General features: G+C 64.7%; 30 protein-coding genes. 5 read left to right on the forward strand and 25 right to left on the reverse strand.

From position 1 onward, the window contains the following. Nucleotides 1–33 precede the first annotated feature (33 nt). The 21 genes from KW835_RS17265 to KW835_RS17360 all read right to left on the reverse strand — a co-directional run bounded on the left by KW835_RS17265 (nucleotide 34) and on the right by KW835_RS17360 (nucleotide 15016). Complete coding sequence (locus tag KW835_RS17265) at nucleotides 34–1230, reverse strand: phage tail sheath protein (RefSeq protein WP_218384592.1); 1197 nt, start codon at nucleotides 1228–1230, stop codon at nucleotides 34–36. Between the two features lie 34 nt (nucleotides 1231–1264). Next, nucleotides 1265–1507, reverse strand: a complete 243-nt coding sequence (locus KW835_RS17270; protein ID WP_218384594.1) for a hypothetical protein — start codon at nucleotides 1505–1507, stop codon at nucleotides 1265–1267. Next, nucleotides 1504–2172 carry a hypothetical protein gene (locus KW835_RS17275; RefSeq protein WP_218384595.1) on the reverse strand — a complete coding sequence of 223 codons (669 nt, stop codon included), beginning with the start codon at nucleotides 2170–2172 and terminating at the stop codon, nucleotides 1504–1506. Before KW835_RS17275 ends, KW835_RS17270 begins: the two co-directional genes overlap by 4 nt. Nucleotides 2173–2182: 10 nt before the next feature. After that, entirely contained in the window at nucleotides 2183–2887 is a 705-nt protein-coding gene (locus KW835_RS17280; protein WP_218384597.1) for a hypothetical protein, read from the reverse strand. Next, a complete protein-coding gene (locus tag KW835_RS17285) occupies nucleotides 2888–3550 on the reverse strand; it encodes a hypothetical protein (protein WP_255593607.1) in 663 nt (220 codons plus the stop codon). It abuts the gene before it with no gap. A gap of 11 nt (nucleotides 3551–3561) precedes the next feature. Next, nucleotides 3562–5811, reverse strand: a complete 2250-nt coding sequence (locus KW835_RS17290; RefSeq protein WP_218384599.1) for a hypothetical protein — start codon at nucleotides 5809–5811, stop codon at nucleotides 3562–3564. 5 nt (nucleotides 5812–5816) lie between these two features. Then, the gene (locus KW835_RS17295; protein ID WP_218384601.1) at nucleotides 5817–7037 is read right to left on the reverse strand and encodes a phage tail protein; all 1221 of its coding nucleotides are present in this window, start codon (nucleotides 7035–7037) and stop codon (nucleotides 5817–5819) included. Continuing rightward, nucleotides 7030–7971 (reverse strand): baseplate J/gp47 family protein, encoded by a 942-nt coding sequence (locus tag KW835_RS17300; protein WP_218384602.1) that lies wholly within the window; start codon nucleotides 7969–7971, stop codon nucleotides 7030–7032. The genes KW835_RS17295 and KW835_RS17300 overlap by 8 nt, the downstream gene beginning before the upstream one ends. Beyond that, on the reverse strand, nucleotides 7968–8318 hold the full coding sequence (locus KW835_RS17305) for a GPW/gp25 family protein (RefSeq protein WP_187736468.1): 351 nt from the start codon (nucleotides 8316–8318) through the stop codon (nucleotides 7968–7970). The genes KW835_RS17300 and KW835_RS17305 overlap by 4 nt, the downstream gene beginning before the upstream one ends. Next, nucleotides 8315–8911 carry a phage baseplate assembly protein V gene (locus KW835_RS17310; RefSeq protein WP_255593608.1) on the reverse strand — a complete coding sequence of 199 codons (597 nt, stop codon included), beginning with the start codon at nucleotides 8909–8911 and terminating at the stop codon, nucleotides 8315–8317. The genes KW835_RS17305 and KW835_RS17310 overlap by 4 nt, the downstream gene beginning before the upstream one ends. A 71-nt stretch (nucleotides 8912–8982) precedes the next feature. Next, the gene (locus KW835_RS17315) at nucleotides 8983–9447 is read right to left on the reverse strand and encodes a phage virion morphogenesis protein (RefSeq protein WP_218384605.1); all 465 of its coding nucleotides are present in this window, start codon (nucleotides 9445–9447) and stop codon (nucleotides 8983–8985) included. Nucleotides 9448–9551: 104 nt separating this feature from the next. Beyond that, a complete protein-coding gene (locus tag KW835_RS17320) occupies nucleotides 9552–10046 on the reverse strand; it encodes a phage tail protein (protein ID WP_218384607.1) in 495 nt (164 codons plus the stop codon). Then, the gene (locus tag KW835_RS17325) at nucleotides 10030–10587 is read right to left on the reverse strand and encodes a DUF2514 family protein (protein WP_218384609.1); all 558 of its coding nucleotides are present in this window, start codon (nucleotides 10585–10587) and stop codon (nucleotides 10030–10032) included. The genes KW835_RS17320 and KW835_RS17325 overlap by 17 nt, the downstream gene beginning before the upstream one ends. Before the next feature lies 1 nt (nucleotide 10588). Beyond that, complete coding sequence (locus KW835_RS26885) at nucleotides 10589–10723, reverse strand: hypothetical protein (protein ID WP_255593609.1); 135 nt, start codon at nucleotides 10721–10723, stop codon at nucleotides 10589–10591. After that, on the reverse strand, nucleotides 10705–11277 hold the full coding sequence (locus tag KW835_RS17330) for a lysozyme (protein WP_218384615.1): 573 nt from the start codon (nucleotides 11275–11277) through the stop codon (nucleotides 10705–10707). Before KW835_RS17330 ends, KW835_RS26885 begins: the two co-directional genes overlap by 19 nt. Further along, a complete protein-coding gene (locus KW835_RS17335; protein ID WP_218384617.1) occupies nucleotides 11274–11501 on the reverse strand; it encodes a hypothetical protein in 228 nt (75 codons plus the stop codon). Before KW835_RS17335 ends, KW835_RS17330 begins: the two co-directional genes overlap by 4 nt. Before the next feature lie 7 nt (nucleotides 11502–11508). Continuing rightward, complete coding sequence (locus KW835_RS17340; RefSeq protein ID WP_218384622.1) at nucleotides 11509–11712, reverse strand: tail protein X; 204 nt, start codon at nucleotides 11710–11712, stop codon at nucleotides 11509–11511. After that, nucleotides 11712–12176, reverse strand: coding sequence for a head completion/stabilization protein (locus KW835_RS17345; protein ID WP_218384624.1), 465 nt, complete (start codon nucleotides 12174–12176; stop codon nucleotides 11712–11714). The genes KW835_RS17340 and KW835_RS17345 overlap by 1 nt, the downstream gene beginning before the upstream one ends. Nucleotides 12177–12305: 129 nt before the next feature. Then, complete coding sequence (gene gpM / locus KW835_RS17350) at nucleotides 12306–13016, reverse strand: phage terminase small subunit (RefSeq protein WP_218384626.1); 711 nt, start codon at nucleotides 13014–13016, stop codon at nucleotides 12306–12308. Nucleotides 13017–13115: 99 nt separating this feature from the next. After that, nucleotides 13116–14123: a phage major capsid protein, P2 family gene (locus KW835_RS17355; protein ID WP_218384628.1), complete on the reverse strand. Its 1008-nt coding sequence runs from the start codon at nucleotides 14121–14123 to the stop codon at nucleotides 13116–13118. 62 nt (nucleotides 14124–14185) lie between these two features. Next, nucleotides 14186–15016 carry a GPO family capsid scaffolding protein gene (locus KW835_RS17360; RefSeq protein WP_218384630.1) on the reverse strand — a complete coding sequence of 277 codons (831 nt, stop codon included), beginning with the start codon at nucleotides 15014–15016 and terminating at the stop codon, nucleotides 14186–14188. A 347-nt stretch (nucleotides 15017–15363) separates the two neighbouring features. Here KW835_RS17360 and KW835_RS17365 point away from each other — a divergent pair, with 347 nt between their 5' ends. Together KW835_RS17365 and KW835_RS17370 are read left to right on the forward strand one after the other, a co-directional pair. Then, a complete protein-coding gene (locus KW835_RS17365; RefSeq protein ID WP_370633642.1) occupies nucleotides 15364–17061 on the forward strand; it encodes a terminase large subunit domain-containing protein in 1698 nt (565 codons plus the stop codon). A gap of 2 nt (nucleotides 17062–17063) precedes the next feature. After that, complete coding sequence (locus KW835_RS17370) at nucleotides 17064–18131, forward strand: phage portal protein (protein ID WP_218384633.1); 1068 nt, start codon at nucleotides 17064–17066, stop codon at nucleotides 18129–18131. 49 nt (nucleotides 18132–18180) lie between these two features. On the opposite strand, the gene KW835_RS17375 is transcribed toward KW835_RS17370, so the two are convergent. Then, nucleotides 18181–18741 carry a hypothetical protein gene (locus KW835_RS17375; RefSeq protein WP_218384635.1) on the reverse strand — a complete coding sequence of 187 codons (561 nt, stop codon included), beginning with the start codon at nucleotides 18739–18741 and terminating at the stop codon, nucleotides 18181–18183. A 415-nt stretch (nucleotides 18742–19156) separates the two neighbouring features. On the opposite strand from KW835_RS17375, the gene KW835_RS17380 reads away from it, so the two are divergent. From KW835_RS17380 to KW835_RS17390, 3 genes are all read left to right on the forward strand, one after another. Next, on the forward strand, nucleotides 19157–20239 hold the full coding sequence (locus tag KW835_RS17380; RefSeq protein ID WP_218384636.1) for an MrcB family domain-containing protein: 1083 nt from the start codon (nucleotides 19157–19159) through the stop codon (nucleotides 20237–20239). 479 nt (nucleotides 20240–20718) lie between these two features. Then, nucleotides 20719–20898 (forward strand): CsbD family protein, encoded by a 180-nt coding sequence (locus KW835_RS17385; RefSeq protein WP_218384638.1) that lies wholly within the window; start codon nucleotides 20719–20721, stop codon nucleotides 20896–20898. Between the two features lie 131 nt (nucleotides 20899–21029). Then, the gene (locus KW835_RS17390; RefSeq protein ID WP_218384639.1) at nucleotides 21030–21650 is read left to right on the forward strand and encodes a hypothetical protein; all 621 of its coding nucleotides are present in this window, start codon (nucleotides 21030–21032) and stop codon (nucleotides 21648–21650) included. Between the two features lie 429 nt (nucleotides 21651–22079). Here the strand turns inward: KW835_RS17390 and KW835_RS17395 are convergent, their stop codons facing one another. From KW835_RS17395 to KW835_RS17405, 3 genes are read right to left on the reverse strand one after another with little or no spacing between them, the layout of a single operon-like run. After that, entirely contained in the window at nucleotides 22080–22508 is a 429-nt protein-coding gene (locus KW835_RS17395) for an RNA-binding S4 domain-containing protein (RefSeq protein WP_218384641.1), read from the reverse strand. After that, entirely contained in the window at nucleotides 22505–23989 is a 1485-nt protein-coding gene (locus tag KW835_RS17400) for a sensor histidine kinase (RefSeq protein WP_218384642.1), read from the reverse strand. Before KW835_RS17400 ends, KW835_RS17395 begins: the two co-directional genes overlap by 4 nt. Next, nucleotides 23986–24684: a response regulator transcription factor gene (locus KW835_RS17405; RefSeq protein ID WP_218384643.1), complete on the reverse strand. Its 699-nt coding sequence runs from the start codon at nucleotides 24682–24684 to the stop codon at nucleotides 23986–23988. The genes KW835_RS17400 and KW835_RS17405 overlap by 4 nt, the downstream gene beginning before the upstream one ends. Between the last annotated feature and the right edge of the window lie 229 nt (nucleotides 24685–24913).

Raw genomic sequence — 24913 nt, forward strand, 5'->3', positions numbered from 1 at the left:
TTCTCCTGTGGTCAATCGGTCGGGGGGGGGGCCTTATTCGCCGGTGCCCACGCGCAGGGCGAAGTCGGCGTAGTAGCGGTCCGTAATGCGCTGCTGAAAGGTGAGGTCTTCCAGCGGGGGCACGGGCGTGTAGTCGTAGTCCAGCGTCAATTTGCCGTTCTTGAGCGTGGCCGACACGTTCACCTCCTCGTCGTACCAGGCCTGGCCGTTCAGGATGTAGCCCAGGTTTTTCAGCTCGCGGAACTTGGCGTTGATGCCTTCCAGAATGTCTTTCACCAGGCTGGGGTGCAGTGGCTTGTCCACCGCCCAGAAGTGGCCCTCGGCCATGGTGTCGGCCAGGATTTGCGCGGTGCGCGTGGCGCTCTCGAACGCGAACAGCTCGTCGGTGGCGCAGGTGCGCGAACCCCAAAAGCGGAACCCTTGGTTGCGGATCAGCGTTGTGATGCCTGCAGCGTTCAGCAGGCCCGCGTCGGTGTCGGGGTTCTGCAAGTCCCAAAACACGTCCTTGTCGATACCCAGCACGCCATTCATGGACACGTTGGAAAGCGTCTTGTGCCAGCCCTGCTCGGCGTCGATCTTGGCGCGCAGGCCCATGGCATATGCCACGGGCGAAGCGTCCACCACCACGCCCGTGCCAGGCGTGGCCACCTTCACGCGGGGCCAGATCATCATCAGCTCGCGCGCGTCGAAGTTCTGGCGGTAGTCCATCACCTCGGACACGTCATCGCCGTGGCCCTCGGCGTACACGAACGCGCGCAGCTTCTGCGCCACGGCCACCAGGGCGGTGGTCACAGCCTGGGTGTCCAGGCCAGGCGCGCCCAGGATGCGGGGTTGCACCCCCAGCTTGGCTTTGGCGGCCAGCAGCGCTTGCATGCCGGTGTACTGCGAGCCCACGGCCGTGCCGATCACCTTGCCGTTCTGGTCGGTTTCCTTGGTGGCAGCGTCGGCGCCCTCGCCATCAGCCACGCGCACCACCACGGTGATGGGGCGGGCTTGGTCGCGGATGGCGGTTAGGGCGCCGGACAGGGTGCCCAGCGTGCCGGCCTTGGCAATGGCGGCGTCCACCTTGGTGACCAGCACCGGGGTGTTGAGCGGGAACGCGGTAGCATCCGCGTCGCTGGCCGTGCAGATCAGGCCCAGCACGGCCGTGGAAATGATGCGGATGTTGCGCTGGCCTTCGTTGATTTCGACAACGCGCACGCCGTGGTGGTAGTTTGCTTGTGTAGCCATGGGGTTCTCCTGTGGATGGTTGGGTCTGGTGTGGTCAGTTGCGAAGGTCGCGGGGTTGCTGCAGGCGCCGCTTTTCCGATTCGTAGGCGCGGGCGCAGTGGTTCGGGTCGAAGAAGAACAGCGCGTCGATAGCGGCGGCGGTCCACCCCCACCAGCGGTGCCCCTTGGCGCGCATGCGGTGCGCGCGGCTCGATAGGGTTTCGTCGGGCGCACCCGCCAGCAGCACGTTGCCCAGCTGGTCCACGGCAATGGCCAGGTTCAGCAGCCAGGCTTTCATGTGGCGGCCTCCGATGGCACAGCGCCCAGGATTTCGTCGGCGCGGCCGGCGGCCAGGATGCCGGCCAGCTCCAGCGCCTGCACGCCGGCGGCCGTGGCCGGATCGTCCAGGCTCACGACAGTGGCCAGCGTGAAACGGCGCATCCAGGCATCCATGGCAGTGCTGGCGCGAGCTGCGGCCGTCATGGCCTCCCACTCTGCAGACGTGAAGCGCCGGATGAACTGCTCGTGCGTGAGCAGGCGCGGCGCGGGCACGGGCACCGCGTCAGGCGCCCAGGTGAAGGCCAGCACGGCCGCCGCATCGGTGAGGGCCAGCACGGCCGCTTCGGCGGCGTCGCTGCTGCGGCGCACGGCCTCGCGCTCGGCCAGCACGGCGGCCAGGTCCGCCAGCTGCGCCCAGCCTGCTTTCTCCCGTTCTCGGGCGCGGTCCAGCTTCCATTCGGTGCGCGCAAGGTGCGCGGCGGCCTCGGCCTTGATGGCGGCAATGCGGCGGGCCTGCACTCCCGCCAGCACCAGGCGGGCCACGCCGGCCTGGGCGTCGAATTCCACGCTGGCCAGGTCGCCGTCGAAGCCCTCGGGCGCGTCCACCAGGTGGTAGCCGTTGGGATCGTCCGGGGTGGTGGTGCCGATGATGGCGCCGGCCACGATGATGAGTTTGGTTTTCATGGTGGCGCCCTTACACGATCACGTAGCGAATCCACGATGTGGAAGAAGCACCGGCACTTCGATGCGTGAGGCCCGAAACGCGCGCGTACCGGTCGATGTAGGCCAGGCTCGATGTGGTGTAGGTGTCCGCGTTGGAGCCCGCAAAGGACGTTGGTGTGGACCCACTGGTCTTTTGCTGTACCAAAATGACGCGCATTCCCGTGCCAATCCCAGCCGGTGACACATGCGTCGGGGTGGCGTTAGCGTGTTCTGCCGCGATTGCGCTCAGTGCGTTGCGGCCGTTGGCAGATGCCACCCACAGCGCCCACGCGGTTTCGTTGTCGTACAGCGCGCCACGTAATGCGCTGCTGGTCAGCAAGGCACCGCACGCCGTCGCGCTTCCCAGCACCGCCGTCATGGCGGTTTTGGAGTTGAGCAGGGCGGCGCGGCCGGTGTCGCTGTCGCGCAGGTAGGCCAGCGCGGTGGCGCTGCCCACCACGGCCGCCACGGCGCCGGCGCTGGCGCACACCGCGCTGGCGCCCACGGCGGTGGCAATCAGTCGCTGGTAGGCCACCACGTTGGCATCGGTCGCCAGCCAGGCTTCCAGCTGGGCGCCGGTAGGGGCCACGGTGGCGAACAGGTAGTCCAGCGCCAGGCCGTTGCCGTAGAGCTGGCGGAACTGGCGGCGCAGCTCGTAGGCTTCGCTGTAGGTTGGTGCGATCAAGGCTTCGGACATTTACACCTCCACCACGGCATAGCCGCTTACCCTCCCCGCGCCGTCATAGGCGTAGGTGGTGGTGCGGGTCTTGCCGGCCAGCGTTTCGGCCACGGTGTTCACCCGGCCGGCCGCGTTGTAGGTCAGCACGGTGGCGCGCTCGCCCTGGGGCAATGTCTCGGTGATGCCCGACACCCGGCCGTTACCGTCATACGTGACGGTGGACGCGCTGGGCCTGGCGGTGGCCAGGGCGATGGCGGCGGCGCGCGCTGCGGCCTCGGCCGTTACGGCCGCAGCGCGCGCCGTGGCTTCGGCCTGCACGGCCATCGTGATGGCTTCGTTTCGTGCTTCGGCTTCCTCCCGGATGGCGTCGCCGATTTCCTGCACCATTTGCGTTCGCGTGGCCAGGTCGGCCACGTTGCCGATGGCCGCTTCCAGCTGGTCGCGGCGCAGGCGCAGCAGCTCCAGCATGGCGGTCACTTCGGCCATGGCCGGCCCCACCAGCGTGTCGATGCGCTGCAGGCCGAATTGCGTCAGTTCATCGACCACCGCCTGCAGATCCGCGCGGCGTTCTTCCAAATCGGCAATGCGCGCGTCAATGTCCCCAAAGATGGGATTGAAGTAGTCCTGGGACAGCGGCGTCACGCCGTCCCGCATGCGGTATTTCTCGAATCGAGTTGGCATGTCGGCCCCGCTTACAGCGCCAGGTCGTAGCGCTCTGCTACGTGCCAGGGGTTGGCGCCCGTCACGCCCGCGCCGTCGATGCGGATGCGATAGGAGCCGGTGTTGGCGGCCAGCGTCCATCGGAACTCACGCCAGAAGCTGCGGCCGTCCACCACCTCGTCGCGGTGCGATGTGGCCACCACCAGCGCGCCGGCCACGATCAGGCGGCAATCCACCGTGTGGCCCTGGGCTGCGTTGAAGTCTTCCAGCAGCAGGCGAACGCGGATGGTCTTGGATGGCGTGCCCAGGACGCGGCTTGTGCTGACGTGCACAAAGGCGTTGCCCCGGCGGCTCACCGTCACCTGGGCGGTGCCGGGGCGTACTGCAGGCATCAGGTCTTGGGTGCCGATGAACACAGCGCGCAGTGGCACCAGGGCGGCGCCGCCGAACTGGGGCGAAGCCTCGGTGGTGATGGGGCGCCATTGGCCGCCGGTCTGGTATTCCCACACCAGGCGGCAACCGGCAGGCACGGCCGCGTCATAGAGCATGTCCAGCTCTTGGATGCCGCCGGCCAGCTGCAGCGGCTGCATCTGCACCACGGCGCGGGGCGAGTTGAAGCGCGCGAAGTTCAGGCGCAGCATCAGGTCGCGCTCGGCCGCCTGGGTGAAGTAGGCACCGTCCTGGGCGTACATCAGAATGCCCTGGGTGTATTCCGTGCCCTCGCAGAAGCCCACGCGGTGGCCCGCACCCGACACCAGCACCAGGGCGTAGCGCTTGCCCGACTCCACCAGCACGGGGTCGGTGAAGGGCACCTTGAGCCAGCCCGCATTGACGGCGCCGGGGGCGAGCGTGGCGCGGGCCAGAACCTTGGTCACATCGGGCTGGCCCAGCGCTGCCTCGGTCAGCATCACGGTCAGGCCGCCGGCCGGGTCGGCCGTGGTGACAAAGATTTCAGCGCTGGTGAGCCAGCCGGTTTGCGCCATCAGCACGGTTTGCGCCAGCACGGAGCCCTGCACCACATGCTCGGTGCTCACGATGTCCCAATAGGGTTCTTCCCAGGTGTCGATCCACAGGCGGGTAACGCGCAGGAACTTGTGGTCGATGGTGGCCTTGTCCATGTCGGCCGGGTCCACTTGCCACACCTCGCCGTCGCGGCGCAGGATGCCGGTGATGGGGTCGTAAACGCCCGACTTCCAAAACGCCGAGTTCGTGCAGCGGGTCAGCTGCTCGCCATAGCGCACGCGCTCGCGGCTGATGGTCTTTTGCACCGCGTTGAATGTCTGGTACTGGTACTGATTGATGGCCAGCTCGCCGGCGCGGGTTTCCATGCGCAGGCGGGTCACTTCGTCGTAGGCAGGCAGCAGCAGGGCGCCGGCGCTGATGCGTGCCTCGGGGTCCATGGGGTTGAGCAGGGACAGCACGCCGGTCTGGGTGGCCACGATCACCGGGCGGGCGCCTTCGTAGGCGTCGGCCAGGTAGTCGGCGTGGGCGGTGTCGCTCTCGTCGTCGTTCAGGAAGTGGTCGGCCCCGTAGAACGCATAGTCGTCGGGGATTTCCATCCGCTCTTTCACCTTGGCCATGTCCAGCGCCAGCGTCACCATGTGGTCGATGCTGGCGCGCTTGGCCACTTCGGAGCCCAGGCCCGCAATGTCGCTCATGATGTGCGCGATGCGCGGCTCTGCGGCCAGCATCCAGCCTTCGGCCACGCGCAGGCGGGCGTCCACGCGCTGCAGGTTGGGCAGGCGGCGGCTGTCGGCCAGCACCACCTCTTGCACGCCGGTGGGCGACAGGCGAACGTGGGCGATCAGCGTGTAGCCGGTGGGCGGCTCGGGGCGCTCGGGCGTGGGCGACTCCAGGCCCTGGGCAATGTGTACGGTGGCGACGCGGCGGCGCTGCATGGCCACGGCCTCGGGCTCCACCTCGCGGGTTTGCAGGTCGATCAGGAAGTCGCGCGGCTGAATGTCGGTGTCTTCCTCGGCGCCGAACACGCTCACGGCCACCCACTTCTGGTCCTGCAGCGGCAGCATGGCGAACACGCTGTGCACCTGGGCGGGGTCCAGCGCGAACACCTTGCCGCTGGGGCCGTCATACAGGCGGCCGGCGGCCACTTCCAGCTCGGTGGCGCTGCGGGCGGAAACCGTCATGCCGGTGAACTGGCGCTCTCCCGTAATGGCATCGTTCACAACGTGCCGCAGGGCTTCGTCGGCCCAGGTCTGGGAGTTGTTTAGGTCGGCGGCCTGCAGTTCCTGGCGGTCGCGGTAGATGACTTGCTTTTCACTCATGGGGGTTAGCTCCGGTTGATGGTTTGGCCGGCCAGGACGGCGCCGGCGCGGTGGATGCGGCTGGCGCGCGCCGTGGCGTGCAGGCGCGTGCGGATCAGTACCTTGTCGTGCGCGGCCCGCGCCCAGTCCATGGCGTCCAGGGCCGGGGCCATGCGCTCGCGGGCATCGCCCACCGACAGCGCGGCGCGCATGGCAGTGCCGGCCATCGCAAAGGGTTGGCGGCGTGCCGGCATGCGCACGTGGGCCAGTGCGATGAATGGCGGGCTGGTCAGGCGCGTGAAACCCAGGTACGCGGGACCGTGCTTTGGCACGTTGGCCACGGCCGGGTCGTGCAGGCGGATGCGGGCATACATGCGCCGCGCGCTGTCACTGCGCACCGTGAAGCCCGCAAGCCCGCCAATGGGCAGGCCGGCGCACAGCACATGGGGGCGCGGTGCGCGCTCGGCCACGGGTTCGGCGTCGGGCGACAGGGGCGCGAGCGATGGCGCCATCTGCTTGAGCGTGAGCAGCTGCAGGCGCTCGCGGTAGTTCACGGTCTGCACTCGCCAGTAGCGGTTGGATGCATCGGCGCGGCTCACGACACCGGCCAGCGGCTGGCCCAGGTGCTGGCCACGGGCCACGGCGCGGCGCGCCAGGTCCACCGTGGCGGCGCGGTCCTGCGCCATGTCGGTCCAGCCGTGGGTGGTGAGCGGCAACACCTGGCCGGTGGGGTAGCGGATTTCCGCGCGGATGGCAGAGCGCGCCATGGCGCTGGTGCGTGCCGGTGGCTCGGCCTGGGTGCCCACAAAGCCGCTGCCCAGCATCAGGCCCTCGCAGGGTGCCCGCTCGCGCTGGCTGTAGATGCGCATCTCGGGATGGGCGGCCAGCCATTGGGCGCGGCTCTCGGCGTCCCAAAGGCCCAGGAAGGTTTTGGCGGGCGGCATTTCCAGCCGCTCGATGCGCGCACCGCCCAGGCGGGCCAGCTCGCGCAGGCCGCGCGGGGTGCCGATCAGGGCATGCAAACGCGGGCTGGCCTTGATGACGGCGCGGCGCTCGGCCTCGGCCTGGGGCCACACGGGCACGTCCTCGGCCAGTCCCATGTGGGGCAGCAGGTGCGCAGGGATGCGCGCGGGATCTTGCAACGTCGAAAGCGATGCGTCGCCCACGGTCCACGGCCCCATGGCAGACGATGCCGCGCGCTCCAGGGGCGTGGCGTTGGGCGGCAGCAGGTGGTGGCGGTCAGTCATGGCGCGCCTGGGGTGTGACGGTGATGGACGTGATGACGGGCACTTCACCGGCGCCGGCCGCAATGTCGGCGGCGGGCGTGGCCAGCACCGCGTCGCGGATGCCTTCGCCCATCAGAGCGGCCACCAGGGCGGCGCGCGTCATGTCCACGCGGAACGCGGCCCGCAGGCCCAGTTTGCGCACGCGCTCGGCAGCAGCTGCGGCCAGCACGGCGCCATCGGGTCCGGGCGGGTGCACCAGGGTGGCGGCCACGGCCAGGGGCAGGATGCGCGCGGCCGTCACGTCCACGTCCACCGTCAGGGGGCGCACGTCCTCGGCCAGCAGCGCGGCCTCGGTCTGGCCCACGATGGCATCGCCTGGCACCGCCACGCGCCAGCACATGGAATTGGCGCCGGCCTCGGGATGGTCGCCAAACAGTGCGCGGCCGATGGCCTGCTGCTGGGCGTCCACGTCTTCGACCCGTGCGGCCACGCGGGCCAGCAGGCACACCTTCACGCGGCCGGGGCGGTCGGCCCACACGTCAACCTGGCGCACGTTCACCGACACCGACAGGGCGCGCAGGCGCCAGCTGGTCGGGCTACCTGCGGCCGACAGGGCGTGGTAGCCCATCAGCACGCGCTCTTGCAGGCGCTCGTCGTCTTCACCGGGCAGGCGCGCCAGGTCGTAGCGCGCGGCCAGGTTGTCCAGATCGGTGCCCACGGCCCAGCCCAGCATCACAGCGCTGGCGGCATCGTTGATGCGGGCGCGGATCACCAGCTCGCGCATGGCGGCCACCTGCAGCAGCTTGATAAGCGGCTCGCTTTCGAGGTCGATTACCTCGGCGGCGGCCGGGTACAGGCGCAGCAGATCGGCGCGCAGCTCGGCCAGCACGGTTTCGTAGTCGAGGGCTTCGACCACGGCAGGGCGGGGCAGGGCGGACAGGTCGAGATTGTTCATGCGGCGCGGCCCGTCACGGATACGTTCAGGGACAGCGGGCCGACACGGCCGCGCTGGTCGTAGGTGCCGTGCAGGCGAAACAGCACGGCGCCGGGGCGGTCGGCCTCGCGCAAGGATTCGATGCGCGACAGGCGAAAGCGGGGTTCCCAGCGCATCAGGGCGCTGGCCACGGCGGCATAGACGCGCACCTGGGTGGCCAGGTTGTCGGGGTGGTCGATCAGCTCGGGCACCAGCGAGCCGTATTCGCGGCGCATGACGCGCGAGCCAATGGGCGTCGTCAGAATGTCGCCCAGCGACTGGCGCAGGTGGTCCAGGCCGGTGATGGCTTTGCCGGTGGTGCGGTTCATTCCGGCTTCTCCGTGCGGTCGCCGCCCTGTTTCACACCAGGGTGGACGTGGTTCACCAGGCTGATGGTCTGGGCGATCACATCAGGCGTCACGGTGATGCCATCGCCGTTCAGGGTCAGGGTTCCGCCGCCCGCGCCCATGGTGATTTCGTTCTCGGTGATGGTGATGAACGAACCCATGCACGTGATGTTGATAGAGGCCATCGCCTCCATCCTGAAAACGCCGTTCTCCGCGTCGTGTTCAAAGTAGGCGCCGCCGCCCAGGTCCATGCGGAAGATTTTTGGGTTCTCGCTGGCCTGGGGGTTCTTGTCGCTGAATGCGCCAGGCATCACCATGGCGTTGGTCAGGTCGCCGCCGGGGGCGAGCATCAGCACCTGCTCGCCCTTCACGGGCGGCCACCAGATGGCACCGTTCTGGCCAGCTGCGCGGCCAGCTACCCAAGGTAGCCAGCCGGTGAGGATGTCGCCACAGCGAACGCGGCACCGCGCGGGCTTGGTGGTGCGCACTTCCTCGATGGTGCCCACGCGCGCCACGTTGTCCAGGCGGCGCAGGATTTCAAAGGGGGATTCGGGTTGATCTACGGGGCGATCCATGCATTTGATGGTGCCCGCGCGTGCGCGAGAAAGCACGCGCCCCGTGCTGTGGCTGCGCTATCTACGTTTTTTCAACTTCCCGCCAGATGCGAAATAAGGCGGTCCTGCAGCTGCTTGGTGAAGTCGTCGGAAATGCCCAGCAGCGGGCGCGCCGGGTAGTCGTATTGCGGGCCGCCAGGCTTCACGCTGTCGCGCAGGCCGAAGTGGTGCACGCGGGCTATCCGTTCGGTGCGGCCTGCAAAGCCCACCACCGCGTCGCCACCTTCGACCTGGGCGCGCAGGTGCTTGGCGCCGGCCAGCTTTGTGAACATGCTCTGCGCCTTGCGCTTGCGCAGCTGGCCGCGCTGGTCGCGCATCGGGTTCTTTCGGGGTGCCCAGGCTTCACCATCTGGTCCGTGCTGTGCGCGGATGGTGGCGGCGTTCTCGCGGCGCAGCTCGCGCGCAATGTCGAGGGCGAGTTTGCGGCGCTCGGCATCGGTCAGGCGATCCAGCAGTGGTTGCAGCCAGCCTTCCAGCTGCATGAAGTCGTCGGCCATGGCTCAGTGGTCCCCGCGCTGTCGGGCACGCACCCAGCGGCGCCAGCGCCCACGGATGCGCTGGTATCCCTCCCACAGCAGAAAGCAGACGGTGAACAGGTATTTCATCGGGGGGCGTAGTCCCACTCTGCCAGCTTCTCGTCGCGCAGGTACACCTCCCAGTGTTCGGCCTGCAGTATTGCCAGCTGTGGCGGTGGTTCCTTGGGGTGGATCAGGTCCAGCGCGCCGACAGGGCCGCTTGCACGCGGGCGCGCAATGACGCGCTCGGTGAGTTCCAGGTCAATCTGCAGGTCGATGGCCTTGGCGTTCAAATACTCGGCCTCGAAGCGGATGGCGCGAGCGCGTTTCGCGGGATCGTCGAAGACCTCCGGCTGGTTTCGCTTCATCCACTCCACCAGGGGCGTCATCACTGCGTCGGCATGGCCCGCATAGTCCAGCAGCAGCGCGCGCAGGGTGTAGGCGTACTCAAAAGACAGCGAGTCGGTGCCTGTATGGATGACTCGGCCGCCCGTGATGAAGATGGCCAGTTTCTGCGGGTCTTTTTTGACGGCCGGCAGGGCATTGGTCAGCGTATCGCGCAGGCTACTCGGCTTTTCCATTTTGGGCGGCCTCGATCATGTTGCTGGCGCTGTCGTAGGCGCGCTCGCAGGCGAGCCCACGGGCGCGGGCGGTGTCAGCAATGTGCGCGAGTTCTCCCGCTCTGTCGTCTGCGCGTCGGAGCATGTCGGCAAGCAGATCGGCGGGACGGGTGTCTGGCGCGCACTGGCCGGCAGCGGCGCGAGCCTGGGCGGCGGCACGGTGCTGGGTGAGGTAATCGGCAAGGTCGTGCTGCAGCCGGTTGCGAGCATCAACAGCGCGAGCGCGGCCAGCATCAGCAACAGCAAGGGCGGCTTGTGCAGCGGTGTCGGTGCGGGCGATTTCGTCACGGTGCTTGTCTCCAAGTTTGCGATAGCGCTCTGAGGTTTTGAGCGCAGACAGCGCGGCGGCGGTGCGCTCGGTCTGCAGGGTGTTTTCGGTGTGGGCGGTTTCGAGCTGGGCTTCTGCCAGGCGAAGGGTTTGCATCAGCAGGGCGAAGCCCAGGCCCAGCGCCAGGGCGATGGCGGTGTATTTCCAGGCGTTGGCGCGTAGGGTGCTCAGCATGTCAGCAGATCCCGTGCGGGTGGCCACCGCAGAAAGTGAAGTACAGGGCCGCGAGGCCCACGACTGCCAGCACCACCAGCACCAGCGCCGTGATGGCCATGACCTTGACGGCTTTTTTTAGAGCATCGCTACACATTTGGCGTGCCTTTCCTGTTGACGGGTCCACACGCCCTTGCAGCCCTTCGGCCCCCAGTTCTGTGGCAGGGCACAGTCCCGCCCAGCCTGAAACCGCCACAGCAGCAGGGCTTCGCAAGCGCCCGCGTAGTCGCCGCGTAGCAGCCACGTTCTGGGGGATTTGGGCTTGCGCCAATTGCCGCTGCCGAACTGGCCCACGAAGTCCAGATAGAAGTCGAATTCGCCGGGGTAGAGCATCACCCCCGGCAAGCTAGCCTTGAACCGGTCTTCTTCTTCGCTGTGGAGATTGCGCGCCAGCTGCTCGGCCCGCTGGCGGGTGATGGGCGGGTCGGTCAGGCGCACGGCCGTCCCGTCTTCGTACCGGGTGGACCCGTTGCCGATGGTTGGAACGTCGCCCGCCGTGGGTATGTAGGCATGGTGCACCACGGCGCCATCGGCGCGCACGCTGGTGGGGCCGTCGCCTTCGCTTTTCTGCCACGCAGCAAAGCCCGCCGCCGACATGGTGAGGCAGGCCACCGCCACGCGGGCGAGGCCCTTGCGTAGGGTTGCGTTCATGGTTCCACCCCGTAGGCCGCGTTCTTTGCGTTGCGTTCTGCGCGTTCATTGCGCCACTTCCACAGCAGGTAGCCCAGCTGCGCAGCCACATACACGATGGTCAGGGCGGTGAGCGTGTGGCTCATGGTCCAGCCGTTGACGGCCTGATGGGCTACTACGGCAACGGGCGGCGATGCTTTGGCGGTTTCCACGCCGATGGCTTTAATGATGCTTTCGCGGTCCATGGTGTTTTCAGTCCCACAGGTTGATGGTTTGTTTTTGGGGGCGCTTGGGCGGGACAACGATTTGCACCACGGTGCCGGCCGGCAGTCGCGGCCCCAGCTTGGCCAGGCCAGGGTTTGCGGCCAGGGTGGCCTCCACCACCTCGGCCGTGTTGCCCGTAGTGCGGCGGCACAGCTCGTCCAGCATTTCGTGCTGCTCTGCGATGGCGCGCATCAGATCAGCTCCACGGTGGTGCGCGGCCGGCCCAACAGGTCGGAGATTGCCCACCGGAGCTTGCGGCGGTGTTCGTCCACCTTGGCTTCGATGCGCTCGCGGATGCGTTCGGTTTTGCTGTCGTTGTGGGGCGTGGTGTCGATTTCTCGGTACGCCTCGGCCAGATCGGCCTGCACGTGGGCATGGACGGCGCGCAGGTAGCGGCCAGCCTGGCGGCCGTCGCCGGCATCAGCCAGCGATTCCACGCCCTGGGCGAGCTGGTCGGCCTTGTAGGTGCGCAGCTCTGCATTCACCGCATCAATGGCGCCCGCGATGGCTTCGGCCAGGCGCGCGGCCGTCACGGTGCCGTCCAGCAAACAGGCATCGCGGACCTTGGGCGCTTCGATGGCAGGAAACCACGGGTCGTTTTCGACCTGGGCGTCTTCGGCTTCGATGGGCGGGTTTGCTGTGGCGATGAACGACATGGGCGGCTTCGTGCACGCAGTGTTTGAAGGTGTGGCGGTGGCCCAGGGCGTCGGAGTGGTGCACTGTTGTGCGCTCTCTGCCCTGGGGCCGCCACGGGTGCGGGGTACGCTCGGTTTGCAGCGGCTGGGTTACTTCGCCTGGGGTTTGGCCAGGCGGCGTTCCAGCCGCTCAATGTCTTTTTTCACGCCGGCTCGGGTGTCCAGCTCCATTGCGCGCTGCAGCAGCGGAAGGGCCTCCTTGCACGCTTTCAGGGTGCGGGTGGCCATGTCCACGTCGTGGCTGCCGGTCTTGCCAAGCACGGCCCAGCCTGCGGCTTTGTAGAGCTTGCTTTTGGCCTGGTCGGGTGTGTCGGCCGGGTCGGTCAGGGCCATGGCCTTGGCCGCCACCATCAGCGCGTCTGCACCGCTCAGCTTTCCGGCCAAGATGGCTTCTGCCACTTCGTCCTGCACGATGGTGGGCAGATTGCGGTTGTACTGGTCGGGCGGCTTGATGCCGCTGGCCAGTGCGTACTCTGCGACTTCCAGCGCCCGGGCGTAGTTGCCCGCATCGATGTGCCACACCAGTACAGTGGCCAGCACATCGTCCTGGGTGCCTGGCCGGGACTGCAGCACGCCGTCCACATAAGCGTCGTACTCCGGGAGCATGGCCCGCTTTGCCTCGATCTTCCGTTCCACGCTGTGCATGTCTTTCAGGCGCAGGCGGTGCTGGTGCAGTTGCGCCAGCTGCAGTTCGTAGGCGGTGCCCACTGTCTGGCCGTGGGCGTTGTCGGCATGTTCCTGGGCGGCCTGCTGTGCTGCAAGGCTGTGCAGGCGGTGCCGCTGGGCTGGTGTTTGTCGCATAGCTGGTGTTCCCCGTGCTTCTTGTCGGTGCTGTGGCTGTCGGCTTGCAAATAGCGGCTCCCTTTTTTAGGAGCAGCTATTTGCGGCCGTTGCTGCGCGTCAGTCCTGCAGCTCAATGTTTTCGATCAGGCAGGCTTTGCCCAAGTCTTCCACCACAAACGCATCGTTGCTGCTCTCGAAAGTCTCGATGTGGTCGCGCTTGGGGTTGTCGATCACCGCACGGCGGCGGCTGCCGTCTTGGTAGTAGATGGACAGGTTTTTCAGGCTGGTGATGAGGATTGCATTGGGCTTCATGTAGGGCACGGTGATGCCCTGTTTTCCACCCAGGCGGCGCTGGCTGCGCACGATGTCAGCGGCCAGCATTTCCGTGGGGGCCGTCTGGCCGTCCACCAGCGGGAACAGCTTGTCATGCATCAGGCCACGGCCCACGATGGCCACGAGGTCGCCGGCTTCGGCGTGCCAGGCGTCCAGCAGGGATTCGGTGGCGTCGTACACCAGGCCGTCCAGCGTCTTGTAGTCGCCAGTTGCGCCCACCACCACCTTGCCAGGCGTCGCGCCGTGGTCCATGACACGCTCGGGCGCGTTTTCGCGCAGGTACTGCAGCCAGCCCCTGTTCACATCCTGCAGCAGGGGGTTGGCCACGCGGTTGGTATTGGCGGCCACGCTGGTGCCGTTGAATCCGATCATGATGCGGTCCAGCGCGCATTGCTGCTGGATGGCGCGCGACAGGCGCAGCTGAAAGTCGGGGAACTTCGCCCACATATCCAGCGTGGCATAGCGCACGTGCGTGTCGTAGTTGGTTTGCACGCACTGGTAGCCCTGGCCACCCAGCGAGGCCGCGTCGCGCGTGTTGCGATCCGCTGCGGTGGTGTCGGTGCGGCTGGCCACTGGGCCATCGGTCCCAATGCCGATCTTCTGGCCCTGCATTTCGTCCACGGGATAGATGCCAATCGATTTCAGGAACTCGCTGCTTTCCTGAATGCGGCTTTCCAGCTTCTGCTGCACGCTGGGTGTGACGGTGAACATTTGCGCGGCCGACTCCACGCTGTTGAGCGTGGCGAGCTGTGCGAGGTAGGCGGAATACTGCTTGCGGGTGGTGTTCTTCATGATCTGTCCCTTGGGTTCGTTTCTGGTTTGCGGTGTCTTACGGAGTGCTCGGGGTGGTCTGCTCAGCAGTCGGCCAGCACGGCGCCTTCGTTGCCAGTGGCTTCTGGGCGCCCGCTGGTGTTGCCGTCTTGCGCACTGAGCTTCTCGGTCAGTTCGTTGAACTTCTTTTCGAGCGTGGAGAACTCGCCCGCCAGCTTCTCGCGGGCGGCCTTCTCGGCGGCCAGTTCTTTGGCCTGGTGTTGAATGGCGGCATCAGCTGCGCCCAGCACTTCCAGCGTTTTGGTAGCGAAGACCTCGGGGGTTTCTGGTGTGTGCTTGGGCGCAGCGATGCCGCTCAAGTTTTTCAGCATGTCGCTGAATTTGCTGATGAGCGTGGACGCGATGCTCTCTGCATCGCCTTCCAGGCCCAGCTCTGTTTCGACGGCAGCGGAGAACAGTGCGCCCTCGCTGTGCTTCTTGCCCTTGAATGGGCTTGCATCGGGGTTGCCCGCCGCGAACTTCAGCACCTCGGTGCCCAGGCTGGCGGGGGAGTCGGTCACAGCCAGGCCGGTCAGATAGGCTTCGCCGGACTTCGCAAAGTTGGGGTCTACCTCGATGCTGGTGTAGATCTTTTGCTTGGCCTTGTTCATGGCCACCAGTGCCGGCAGTGCTTCGATTTGCGCGAACAGTGCCAGCTTGCCGTCTTCTACGGTGCGCGCTTCCACTGCCAGCACGTCGCCCAGCGCTGCAAAGGAGCTTTCGGGCAGCATGCCGCGCATGTGTTCCAGCCACACGCGGGCGCCGTATTTTTCACGGTTGAAGTTCTTGGCCATTTGCTCGATCCAGCTACGCTGAATCTCGCGGCCATCGGTGGTGGCGCCCTCGGTTGCTACGCGGAAAAACTTGGATGGCATGGTGCGGCTTTCGTGCGGTGAGTTGATCTACCGCCTATGTTCCGCATGCCTCGCACTGGCCGCAATTTGTGCGCGCTGTGGCTGCGCGAATCACATTTTTCCGTTGATGCTTTCCGCGCGCGCGCGGCAGACACTGGCAGCCCATGACAAGCAAAGCCGCCACAAAACCAGCCACCGCAACCCGGCCAAAGCGCACTGCGAGCGCCGTGCGTAACACGGGCAGTGCCGCACAGAAGGCGATCACCACCCGCGCCAAGGCCATCTTCAAGGATGCTCAGCCGGTCGGTGAAGTCAGCCCGGTGGATGGTGGTGCAGGTGTGCGCCGCGAAGCGCGTGCACTGTTCTGGATGGGGTGGAAACTTTCGCACATCGCAGAGCATCTGGGCGTTCCGCGCGGAACGCTTCACGGTTGGTGCAAGGCAGAGAAGTGGCAGGACACACCCGCCGCGCAGCGCGTGGAGTACGCGCTGGAAGCCCGTCTTTCAACGCTGATCGCCAAGGACGTAAAGACGGGCGGGGACTTCAAGGAAATTGACTTGCTGGGCCGCCAGTTGGAGCGACTGGCCCGCATCGGCAAATACGAACGCACCGGGCGCGAAGCTGATCTGAACCCGGCCATTGAAGCGCGCAACGCAGGGCCAAAAAAGCGGCGGGCCAAAAACTTCCTGTCAGAGGAACAGGTGGAGCAGCTAAAAAGCGCTTTCCTTGATTCGCTGTTCAAGTACCAATTGGGCTGGTGGCAGAGCAGCCAGCAGCGCACGCGGGCTATTCTCAAGTCCCGCCAGATCGGTGCCACTTGGTACTTTGCCCGCGAGGCGCTGATTGATGCGCTGGAGACTGGCAGAAACCAAATTTTCCTATCCGCCAGCAAGGCCCAGGCTCACATCTTCAAACAGTACATCTGCGCGTTCGTGCATGAAGTCACAGGCGTGGAGTTGAAGGGCGATCCCATCGTTTTGGCCAACGGCGCCACGCTGTACTTTTTGGGCAGCAACGCACGCACGGCCCAGGGCTATCACGGCAACTTCTACTTTGACGAGTTCTTTTGGACTCAGGACTTTGAGCGCCTTAACAAAGTGGCCAGCGGCATGGCCATGCACAAGAAGTGGCGCAAGACCTATTTCAGCACGCCCAGCAGCATCCAACACGCGGCGTATGCGTTCTGGTCGGCCCAGCGCCTCAAGAAGAAATCCAAGATTGACGTGGACTTGTCCCACGCACGGCTGGCCGTTGGCTTCACTGGCGAGGATCGCGTGTGGCGCAACATCGTCACGATCATGGACGCTTTGGCGGGCGGCTGTGATCTCTTCGACCTTGAAGAGCTGAAGCTGGAGTATTCCGATGCGGAGTTTGCCAACCTGCTGATGTGCGGGTTTGTCGATGATTCCTTTTCGGTTTTCCCGCTCTCAATGCTGCAGGGCTGCATGGTGGACAGCTGGGTGCTGTGGACAGATTTCAAGCCATTCAGCCAGCGGCCCTTCGGCCGGCTTCCGGTGTGGGTCGGGTATGACCCAAGCCATACGGGCGATAACGCCGGCCTGGTGGTGGTCGCTGTCCCCACCAAGCCGGGCGGCGCGCTTCGTGTGTTGCATACAGAGCAGTTCAAAGGCATGGACTTTGAAGCCCAGGCCAAAGCCATCAAGACCGTCACGGAACGCTACACCGTGGTCGGAATGACGGTGGATACAACAGGTATCGGGCAGGGCGTTTATCAGCTGGTGCAGAAGTTCTTCCCCGCAGTGCGCGGCATCAACTACAGCGTGGACAGCAAGACCATGTTGGTGCTGAAAGCGCAACAGGTCATCAATGCGGGGCGGCTGGAGTTCGACGCCGGCAATAAGGAGCTGGCCGCCAGCTTCATGGCCATCAAACGCGAACTGACCGCGAGCGGGCGCAGCGTGACCTATGCGGCCGGGCGCAGCGAAGAAACCGGCCACTCTGATTTGGCCTGGGCAACGATGAACGCGCTCAGCCATGAGCCATTGGAAACGGGCACTGACCTAGCCACGCCGCAAGGCCAATCTTTCCTTGTTATTTCTGACTGACCATGACGAAACGAACACGCCGCGCGCCGGCCCAGGCGCAACACTCCACCCCACCAGCAGCTGCCCCTGCGCTGCCTTCCACAACTGCTGCTCAGTCCTTTACCTTCGATCTGGGCGATCCTGAGCCAGTAATTGGGGGGCGTTCGGCGCTGCTTGAATATGCGGAGTGCCTGCCTTGCGGTGATTGGTACGAACCACCCGTGAGCCTGGCCGCGCTGGCTCGGCTGCTGCGGGTTGGTGCCCACCACGAATCTGCGCTGCGCTTCAAGATCAACGTTCTATCCAGCACCTTCATCCCCTCGCAGGTTCTCAGCGCTGAAGCCTTCGGCGGTTTCGCGCTGGATTACATGGTGCTGGGTAATGCCTATTTGGAGCGCCGCCGCAACCGGCTGGGCGAGCTGCTAGAACTTCGCCACGCGCTGGGCAAGTACACGCGGCGCGGCCTTGAGGCGGGCCGCTTCTTCTTCGTCACGGACCTACAGAGCCCGCACGAATTCCGCCGCCACGATCTGTTCCAGCTGCGTGAGCAGGACATTCATCAGGAAATCTACGGGCTGCCGCCGTACCTTGGCGCGCTGCAGTCGGCCATGCTGAATGAATCGGCCACGCTGTTTCGCCGCCGCTACTACAACAACGGCAGCCACGCCGGCTTCATCCTGTACGTGACCGATGCCGCCCAGTCCCAGGGCGATGTGGACAAGATGCGCGAGCAGCTGACCAAAACCAAAGGCGGCGGCAACTTCAAAAACCTTTTCTACTACGCGCCCAACGGGAAAAAGGAAGGCATCCAGCTGATCCCCATCAGCGAGGTGGCCGCAAAGGATGACTTCCTGAACATCAAGAATGCCAGCCGCGACGATGTACTGGCCGCCCACCGTGTGCCGCCCCAGCTGATGGGCATGCTGCCCAACAACGTGGGCGGCTTCGGCGACGTGGAGAAAGCAGCCATGGTGTTTGCCCGCAACGAAATCGCCCCGCTGCAGGCGCGCATGGCTCACGCCATCAACACCTGGGCAGGTTACAAGGTTTGCGCATTCAAGCCCTACCTTTTAAGTGACGTGCCAGCATGAGCTCTTGAGAACTACTAACTGACACTAAGCGATGCAGCCAGGGGACAATTCACGCTGCGTGTTCAGTTTTTAATTCCTCTTTCGCCTTTTCAAGCATCGCAACACCTTGCGTCGCATGCGCAGATAGGTCTCGGGCGTTGAAATAGAGGTTTTCCCAGAACGCCATTGTTAAGCCGTCATCTTCAAAAGCGGGCAATGATCTCGCAACTTCCCGGGCAAATATCTCGTCACAGAGTGACTGAACGCGTTGCAATCGGAGCCAGTGATGAGAAAGAAACTGAAGAAGCGTGGCATCTGGCTTCCCAGTCGAAAAAATCGATCCGATTGCATCCCAGGTCGTTATTCGCAGATCTGGCCTGTGCATCACCCGCCCCACCTGAGCCTCTGCAGCCACAGTGTCAAGTAGCCGCGCGTTGTACTTACACGCATCAATCAAAACATCTATCGCGCTCTCAGTTTGGCGAAGCATGTCGGCAACTTGAAGCCTTCTTTGGCGATGCATGCCCCGTTCATTGAGAAATAGAGCGATCGGGACACCCAGCACGACACCGATCAATGTCGCAGCGAGGTTGGGCCAGAAGGCATCGAAGAATGTAGAAAGGGACAACATGACGCGCAAATGTAACGTTCCCACGACGCGGGACGTTCGATGGTTCCTTTCGGGACAAATTAGCTATCAACGCGCGTATCGCACCGTCTCAGCGTTTTAAATGCCGCCATGCCCCGGTATGGTGACATCAGGTCTTGGCGCGCAGTCGAGACCCCGCCGCGCCCGCGCCCTTCGTGTGTCGATTTCGTCGATAGTGTCGGCAGGCTCCGGCGCCAAGGCAGTGGCGGCCTCACACTGCATTTTGCGAGTATCTTTGCTGTCGGGAATCGTCGGGAAATGAGGTTGCCCAGTTACCTGCCTCCATCGCGAGTACGGAGTGGGGCAACTTGGAGCACAGCACTAGGCGGGGTTTGAGCTGTAGCCCTGCGGCGAATCGCAGGCAGCTGCTGCCGGTTGCGTACATGAGGGATGGGAAATGCAAACAATATTGGCGCAGATTTGCGCCCTACAGCCGCTTTATTCGTCGTCAAACACGCCAGAAATGCAACAACGCGGCCGCCTCGTGAGGTCCGACCTTGTCTCGGCTCTGCGTGACAGACTCCAAGCGATGCAATCTGCATTTGATCCAGTCTTCGATGACCTTGAGGTGGAGGCATCAGACGGCATCGGACGAAAGACTGAGGCACCTTGGGCGAGAGTTTTCTCGAAAGCCATGTCTCCGAACCCCCGATCAGGGTTTTACCTCGTGATCCACTTCGCAGCTGATGGATCGGCAGTCTTTTTCACCATAGGCTGTGGGAGCACCATCTGGAGCGGTGGGGACTTACGCCCAGTTTCGGATGAGGAACTTGCTCGTCGCACTTCCTGGGCTAGGGCTGTCGTCGAGCAGCGCTGGGGCACTCTTGCGCCCTTCACCTCTGAAATCCATTTGGGAGCGAAGGCAGCGCTTCCGAAGACTTTTGAAAAGTCCACGGCACTGGCATTGCGGGTTTCCGCTCGCGAGCTTGCGGGTGCCGATGTTCAAGCTATCCTGCACTCGATAGCCGAACGACTTGGTGAGATATACCTTGCTCAGCTAGACCAGCGAGACATCGCGCCGGGTGAGCAAGATGCAGCAGCAATTGAGGAAATTTCGAATCCGTTGAAACGGCGGGCCGGTAGGCAGGGTATGGGCCTCACGGCACCTGAGAGAAGAGCGGTGGAACAGCGCGCGATGGAGCTTGCAATCAAGCATTTGACACAGCTGGGATATCACTGTCGAGACACCTCTGCCACCCAGTCTTTTGACTTGCTGGCTACAAGAGCAGATGAGACGATCAAAGTCGAGGTCAAAGGGACCACGTCTGAAGTTTGCGACTCTGTACTGATGACTCGTAACGAAGTTGATTTACATCGTCTGGAAAAAGGCAAAACGGGGCTGCTGATCGTGTACGGAATACGGCTGGCGAGGCGAGAGAAGGTCCCCCAGGCCAGCAAAGGCACTGTTGAGGCACTTCTCGGCTGGGACATTGACGCATGGAAGGCTGAACCGATTGCCTTTCAACTCCACCGTGCCTGAAACCCACGAGCATAGGTACCCGATTCGTTGGCCTACGGGATGGCCTACAAGCCTGCAAATATGCACGGTGTGACGCATCACTGTTGACCTTGCCGCTCCCTCCGTTTCCGCCAGAACATGCCCTGCAAGTCGATAACTTGCAGGGCATTTTTCTTTGCGCAGATTCTGTCTGCTCTGCTTCCTGCTGCGCGCAGTGCTCTGGCCTTTCAGACGCAACGAGACAGTTCATTGAGCCCTTGCGTCCGGATGCGGCCCGTGAAGGCTACCTGACGCACGCCCTTGGCATCTCTCGTATCTGCCGCCGCTTCGCGGGCGCAAGCAATCTGCGGATGCTTTCGAATCCCGGGCATGGCGCTGCCGATGTAGGCTCAAGCCGACGTGAGTCAACGGCGTTTGCCCGCGTTGTTCTTGCCTTTGCACAAATAACCTTCGTCGCATGCACAGCCATCCTGCTGGCATGAACTACTGGAGGAACCCCCATGAATTCCGATCAAGTCAAAGGCGCCCTGAAGGAAGTGGCTGGCAAGGTCCAGCAAAAGACGGGTGAAGTCATCAACAGCCCCGAGCAGCAAGTCAAGGGCGCAGCCAAACAAGTCGAGGGCAATGTCCAGAAGAACTATGGCGACGCGAAAGAAGCCATCAAGGACGCAGCGAAGTAAGCTCGAGTTTCGGGACTCAGCCCCGAAAATCGTGTGCAAGCCCTGCCGCAGCAATGCGCAGGGCTTTCTTTTTGCCTTGCAGATTTACGATTTGTCGGGGACAGTTGCTCAACACTGCAAGGAGAAAGTGCGTGATCGGACAGCTCCATCTGAAGTACAACGATGTCGACTTCCGCTACATCGACGCCGCTTGGCCGAGCGGCTCTCCCGCATATGCGGAGTTGCGCGTAGTGCTGGATGTGTCCCGGTTTTTTTCGCGGTGCGCACACCACGTCATCCTTGCTCTTGACTGCGCTGGGGAGCAAGGCAGCAACAACCCTCATTGCGGCCCCATCTATCGCGATGGGCAGAACCTTTTTTCAACAGCTCGTGGCGCCATCCTGCTGGGTGACGGCACTGTGATGACCGAGGTGTGGAACGGTACCTTCTCCCCAGAGCTGGCGGTCATTCCCAACCTGATCCCTGGCCCCTTCGACCCATCGGCGCACCGCTGCCTCAATGTGCGTGTGCGGTGCGACTATGCCGGCGGCACCAGCGTGCGGATTCGCGATGGGCGCGGTGGGCCTGTGCTGTTCGCCGGCATGCTTGCTACGGCAGCGTGGCCGTACGAAGGGGAGGAAATGCGAGCGTGCCTGGGCGGTATTGCCCTGGGTTTCGTGCCGCCCAAGGACACCGGTTGTGTGGAGCAGATCGCCCCGCGCAGCGCTCCGCATGCGGTTCTGGGCTATGCGGCGTCGGCGCGTGTGGCCTAGGAGGTTCTTGCGCATCCGGAAATCGCTGTAGCCCCCTGTCTCTGCACACGGCCGCGAACGATGTGGCGCACTTTAGGGTGCAGCCACGGGTGAAGTGCTGCGGGAGGTCTGGGCTGCGCAAAAAAAATAGCCCGCACGAGGCGGGCTAAATCTTGCATATCTCGACTTCGTGGGGGTCGAACCGTCAGAATTAACGGCATCCCAATCGTAGTCGAGGCTCAGCAAGTGGACTATTGAGCTGGCTGGCAGAGTGTGACATATGTCCGCTTTCTTGCCCCTTGTTCTTGCGAAAAATTTGGTACCCCAGGCGCTCTGATGGCGAAAGCCGCTGTCCTGCACTGCATCGAGGGCATCGCCCCCTTCACCGGCAGACCCGTTGCAAGCAAGGAGGCAAAGAGGCCGGCAGGGCGACAGACGGTTGAATCCGCTTCACTCCTTGATGGATGCGCTCCAGCGGTCACCCCAGCCACGGGCGCCTACGCGGTCGATTTCCCGGCGGTCGCGCTTTGTCGGGCGGCCTTCCTGTAGCGCGGCCGACGGTTCGGGGGCAAGGCGGCGCTGTTCGGCTGCGTGTTCGCGGGCGGTGAGGCTGTCGGCGGTTTCTTCATAGAGTTGCTGCGCCGTGGGGGCGGGCCCCCGAAAACCGCTCAGCCCGCGCACCACCACTGTACGTGCCACGGGGCCCTGGCGCAAGGCGACGGTGTCGCCGCAGCGCAAGTCGCGGGCTGGCTTGGCCAGTTGGCCGTTCACAGTGACGCGGCCCTTGGAAATTTCTTCGGTGGCCAGGCTGCGTGTCTTGTAAAAGCGGGCGCACCAGAGCCACTTGTCCAGGCGCATTGTCTCCATCGTCGTCGTCATGCAGGAGATTGTGCCGTGTGTGGCGCGTCCGTGTTGTCGGAGGCCGGGTGCGATAGGGGTAGGCGAACCACAGCGTCCAGTCCCGCCACCCGGCTGCCCGTCATGCGGTTGGTCAGCACGATGCTGCCGCCGAGCGCCTGGACGATCTCGTGGCAGATCGCCAAGCCCAAACCGCTGCCGGTGCGCACGTCGCCCGCGGAGAACGGTTGGAACAGCCGGGCTGCGAGTTCGTCGTCAATGCCGCTGCCGTGGTCGCTTACCGTGAGCGCCGCATGGCGACCGTCCGCGCGCAGATCCACGGTCAGCTCGCTGCCCTGCGGCGCGTGGCGCACGGCGTTGTGCAGCAAGTTGCGGCTGAGTTCGCGCAGCATCCATTCGTGCGCCTGCACGGGTGCCGCCTCGGTGTGGATGCCGAAGTCCAGGTCGCGCTGCGCAATGAGGGGGGATATCTCCAGCGCCACGGTGCGCAGCACATCGTCCATGCGGGTGATGGGCGGCGCGCTCTGCTGGCGCAGCTGTTCCACCTTGGCCAGTGCCAGCATCTGGTTGGCCAATTGCGTGGCGCGGTCTACGGTGTCGCTGATCTCGTGCAGGGCCTGGCGGGGCTCCACGTCGCCCCGCACGGCCGATTGCACTTGGGTCTTGAGCACCGCCAGCGGGGTGCGCAACTGGTGGGACGCATCGCGCACGAACCTTTTCTGGTGCCGCAGCAGGTGGCGCAGGCGCTGCATGACTTCGTTGGTGGCATCGATGAGCGGCTGCAGCTCGCGCGGGGCCGATGGGGCTGCGATGGGGCTCAAATCCCCTTCCTTGCGGGCTTGAAGCTGGTGGCTGAGCTGGCGCACCGGGTTGGTCGCACGCTGCACGACCAGCGCCACGGTCAATGCCACCACGGCGATCAGCAGCGCCTGGCGCAGCAGCGTATTGCGCAGTATTTGCAGCGCCAGCGTTTCGCGCACTTCCAGCGTCTCGGCGACCTGGATCACGGCCATGGCGCGCCCGGTGGAACTGGCCACCGGTTGCAGCAGCACCGCCACCCGCACAGGCATGTCCCGGAACGTGTCATCGTAGAAGTCGACCAGCGCGGCGTATGGCGGGCGCACGGGGATGGTCCCGCTCCAGGGCCGCAGTTCGTCGAACCCCGAGATCAATTCGCCGTTGAGGCTGGAGACGCGGTAGTACATGCGGCTCTGGTTGTCCGCCTCGAACGCCTCCAGGGCCGAGTAGGGCACGGTGGCACGCAGGTGCGCGTTCTCTTCGAAGCCTGTGACGTCCAACTGCTCGCTGATGCTCTTGGCGGATGCCAGCAGCGTGCGGTCATACGCGGTATTCAGCGATGCCAGCGTCTGGTGGTACAGGCTGTAGGTGTTGTAGGTGATGAACACGGCGACCGGCACCAGGATGCCCAGCAGCAGGCGGCGGCGCAGCGAGTGCGGCCGGGGTTCCTGGTTCGCGCGCGGTTTCGTGTCGGGGTGCTTCATGCATCTGTCCGCAGCAGGTAGCCCAGGCCGCGCAGCGTCATCAGCGTGAGGCCCGTGCCCACCAGCTTCTTGCGCAGCCGGTAGACCACCACCTCGATGGCCTCGTACTGCACGTCGAGCTGGCCGGGAAACACCAGTTCATACAGCCGCTCTTTCGTCACAGCGTGGCCTGGCTGGGCCAGCAAGGCGTGCATCAGCGCCAGCTCACGCGGTGTGAGCTCCATCACCTCGCCGTTCAGGTAGATGGCGCCGCTGTTCGTGTCGTAGCGGATGGCCCCGATCTGAACGATGCTGGGGGGCAGGGCGGTGTTGGCCACCGGGTCGACGCTGCGGCGCACGAGGGCCCGCAGGCGGGCTTCCAGCTCATCCAGGTCGAAGGGTTTGGGCAGGTAGTCGTCCGCGCCCGAATTCAGTCCCATGATGCGGTCGCCGACGGTTCCGCGCGCAGTGAGGATGATCACCGGCGTGCGCAGCCCGCGCGTGCGCGCCTGCTGCAGCACCTGAAGTCCGTCGAGGCCCGGCAGCGTGAGGTCCAGCACCACGGCGTCGGGCGGCTGCGCCGCCCACTGCGCCAGCGCTGCGCGGCCATCCCCCACGGGCGTCACCTCCATGCCGCGCCGGCTCAGGGCGCGGTGCAGCGTGGCCTGCATGGTGGGATCGTCTTCTACGAGCAGCAATTTCATGCGCGGGACCATATCACTCCCATGGCCCGCCCGCGCGCCAGTTGATTTCGCACAACAGCCAACGGTGACGAGTCCCAGGCCAGTGCACCCGTGGAACTGGCTTCGCCAGGCCACCGGGTGCGTCCCCCTTCAGGGGGAAGGCGCGCAGCGCCTCAGGGGGTTTTCCCTAATCCTCCGGACAGCCGTTTGACAGGCAGGGCGCGCATCATTGAAAGGTTCGACAAACCATAAGGAGACCCTG

Source organism: Acidovorax sp. sic0104 (assembly GCF_019219095.1).
Classification (GTDB): Bacteria; Pseudomonadota; Gammaproteobacteria; order Burkholderiales; family Burkholderiaceae_C; genus Acidovorax.

Excerpts from the sequence above, each read along its gene's own strand:
- KW835_RS17265 (WP_218384592.1), bottom strand. The coding sequence starts at position 1,230 with ATGGCTACACAAGCAAACTACCACCACGGCGTGCGCGTTGTCGAAATC.
- KW835_RS17270 (WP_218384594.1), bottom strand. The coding sequence starts at position 1,507 with ATGAAAGCCTGGCTGCTGAACCTGGCCATTGCCGTGGACCAGCTGGGC.
- KW835_RS17275 (WP_218384595.1), bottom strand. The coding sequence starts at position 2,172 with ATGAAAACCAAACTCATCATCGTGGCCGGCGCCATCATCGGCACCACC.
- KW835_RS17280 (WP_218384597.1), bottom strand. The coding sequence starts at position 2,887 with ATGTCCGAAGCCTTGATCGCACCAACCTACAGCGAAGCCTACGAGCTG.
- KW835_RS17285 (WP_255593607.1), bottom strand. The coding sequence starts at position 3,550 with ATGCCAACTCGATTCGAGAAATACCGCATGCGGGACGGCGTGACGCCG.
- KW835_RS17290 (WP_218384599.1), bottom strand. The coding sequence starts at position 5,811 with ATGAGTGAAAAGCAAGTCATCTACCGCGACCGCCAGGAACTGCAGGCC.
- KW835_RS17295 (WP_218384601.1), bottom strand. The coding sequence starts at position 7,037 with ATGACTGACCGCCACCACCTGCTGCCGCCCAACGCCACGCCCCTGGAG.
- KW835_RS17300 (WP_218384602.1), bottom strand. The coding sequence starts at position 7,971 with ATGAACAATCTCGACCTGTCCGCCCTGCCCCGCCCTGCCGTGGTCGAA.
- KW835_RS17305 (WP_187736468.1), bottom strand. The coding sequence starts at position 8,318 with ATGAACCGCACCACCGGCAAAGCCATCACCGGCCTGGACCACCTGCGC.
- KW835_RS17310 (WP_255593608.1), bottom strand. The coding sequence starts at position 8,911 with ATGGATCGCCCCGTAGATCAACCCGAATCCCCCTTTGAAATCCTGCGC.
- KW835_RS17315 (WP_218384605.1), bottom strand. The coding sequence starts at position 9,447 with ATGGCCGACGACTTCATGCAGCTGGAAGGCTGGCTGCAACCACTGCTG.
- KW835_RS17320 (WP_218384607.1), bottom strand. The coding sequence starts at position 10,046 with ATGGAAAAGCCGAGTAGCCTGCGCGATACGCTGACCAATGCCCTGCCG.
- KW835_RS17325 (WP_218384609.1), bottom strand. The coding sequence starts at position 10,587 with ATGCTGAGCACCCTACGCGCCAACGCCTGGAAATACACCGCCATCGCC.
- KW835_RS26885 (WP_255593609.1), bottom strand. The coding sequence starts at position 10,723 with ATGTGTAGCGATGCTCTAAAAAAAGCCGTCAAGGTCATGGCCATCACG.
- KW835_RS17330 (WP_218384615.1), bottom strand. The coding sequence starts at position 11,277 with ATGAACGCAACCCTACGCAAGGGCCTCGCCCGCGTGGCGGTGGCCTGC.
- KW835_RS17335 (WP_218384617.1), bottom strand. The coding sequence starts at position 11,501 with ATGGACCGCGAAAGCATCATTAAAGCCATCGGCGTGGAAACCGCCAAA.
- KW835_RS17340 (WP_218384622.1), bottom strand. The coding sequence starts at position 11,712 with ATGCGCGCCATCGCAGAGCAGCACGAAATGCTGGACGAGCTGTGCCGC.
- KW835_RS17345 (WP_218384624.1), bottom strand. The coding sequence starts at position 12,176 with ATGTCGTTCATCGCCACAGCAAACCCGCCCATCGAAGCCGAAGACGCC.
- gpM (WP_218384626.1), bottom strand. The coding sequence starts at position 13,016 with ATGCGACAAACACCAGCCCAGCGGCACCGCCTGCACAGCCTTGCAGCA.
- KW835_RS17355 (WP_218384628.1), bottom strand. The coding sequence starts at position 14,123 with ATGAAGAACACCACCCGCAAGCAGTATTCCGCCTACCTCGCACAGCTC.
- KW835_RS17360 (WP_218384630.1), bottom strand. The coding sequence starts at position 15,016 with ATGCCATCCAAGTTTTTCCGCGTAGCAACCGAGGGCGCCACCACCGAT.
- KW835_RS17365 (WP_370633642.1), top strand. The coding sequence starts at position 15,364 with ATGGGGTGGAAACTTTCGCACATCGCAGAGCATCTGGGCGTTCCGCGC.
- KW835_RS17370 (WP_218384633.1), top strand. The coding sequence starts at position 17,064 with ATGACGAAACGAACACGCCGCGCGCCGGCCCAGGCGCAACACTCCACC.
- KW835_RS17375 (WP_218384635.1), bottom strand. The coding sequence starts at position 18,741 with ATGTTGTCCCTTTCTACATTCTTCGATGCCTTCTGGCCCAACCTCGCT.
- KW835_RS17380 (WP_218384636.1), top strand. The coding sequence starts at position 19,157 with ATGCAAACAATATTGGCGCAGATTTGCGCCCTACAGCCGCTTTATTCG.
- KW835_RS17385 (WP_218384638.1), top strand. The coding sequence starts at position 20,719 with ATGAATTCCGATCAAGTCAAAGGCGCCCTGAAGGAAGTGGCTGGCAAG.
- KW835_RS17395 (WP_218384641.1), bottom strand. The coding sequence starts at position 22,508 with ATGACGACGACGATGGAGACAATGCGCCTGGACAAGTGGCTCTGGTGC.
- KW835_RS17400 (WP_218384642.1), bottom strand. The coding sequence starts at position 23,989 with ATGAAGCACCCCGACACGAAACCGCGCGCGAACCAGGAACCCCGGCCG.
- KW835_RS17405 (WP_218384643.1), bottom strand. The coding sequence starts at position 24,684 with ATGGTCCCGCGCATGAAATTGCTGCTCGTAGAAGACGATCCCACCATG.